Here is an 875-nt window from a genome sequence, read left to right as displayed (position 1 = left end):
TTTGTAAATGGCAAGTTTATAGGATACGGCAGGATTTTATCAGCTAATTTTTCCACGCGTGGCAAAGAGCACAGGGCTTACTATTTTGCTACAGACGGCAAATATGGATATTATGACAATGCGGGCAGGGCTATGGAACGCGGTTTTCTTCGTGTGCCATTGCCTTATGCTAGGATAACATCGCGTTTTTCTAATTCTCGTATGCACCCCGTGCTTGCCGTTAGACGACCGCACTACGGCGTTGACTATGCCGCACCTATAGGCACACCTGTTATGTCCACGTCCGCTGGCGTTGTTGTAGAAAAGTCTTATAACAAAGCCAATGGCAACTACGTTCACGTAAGGCACGCCAACGACTACCACACATATTATTTACATCTAAATGGGTTCAATAAACAAGTTCAGGTCGGCTCATCTGTCAGTCAAGGGCAGGTAATAGGCTACGTTGGGAAAACGGGCTATGCGACTGGACCGCACCTAGACTACCGCATTCAGCACAGGGGCAAATGGCTAAACCCACTTACGTTTATAGCGGAATCGCCGAAACTAGCGGCTAGTCAAATACCAAACTTTTTAGCAAATGCCACAAACTACGACAGGGTAATGAACCCGCCGTTATATGCGGGCAATAACCCTGTGCTACTACGTTAGATAGCCTATACTCGTGTCCATCTAATGGCGCAGTCGCTGAATGTGGCAGTTATTTTGCCGTCTGTTTCAAGTTTCGCAAGATAGCCTTATGCCTAACAGCCACGACATCGGCTCTATCGCCCTGCCAACCTGCTCCATTAGCCCCTTTGTGAGTGTCTCAACCGTTGCATTACTAGCTAACCCTAATATTATATCCTCTACACGTTTTAGGTGTGCTAAATACA

General features: G+C 46.7%; 1 protein-coding gene. It reads left to right on the top strand.

Going from position 1 to position 875, the window contains the following annotated elements:
- Positions 1-651 (top strand): M23 family metallopeptidase (locus AC1MDJ_RS08140; RefSeq protein WP_479690413.1); only part of this gene is annotated, 651 nt, incomplete at its 5' end.
- Positions 652-875 lie beyond the last annotated feature (224 nt).

It is taken from the genome of Candidatus Termitispirillum reticulitermitis (assembly GCF_054655775.1).
This window is presented reverse-complemented; position numbering and strand designations above follow the sequence as displayed.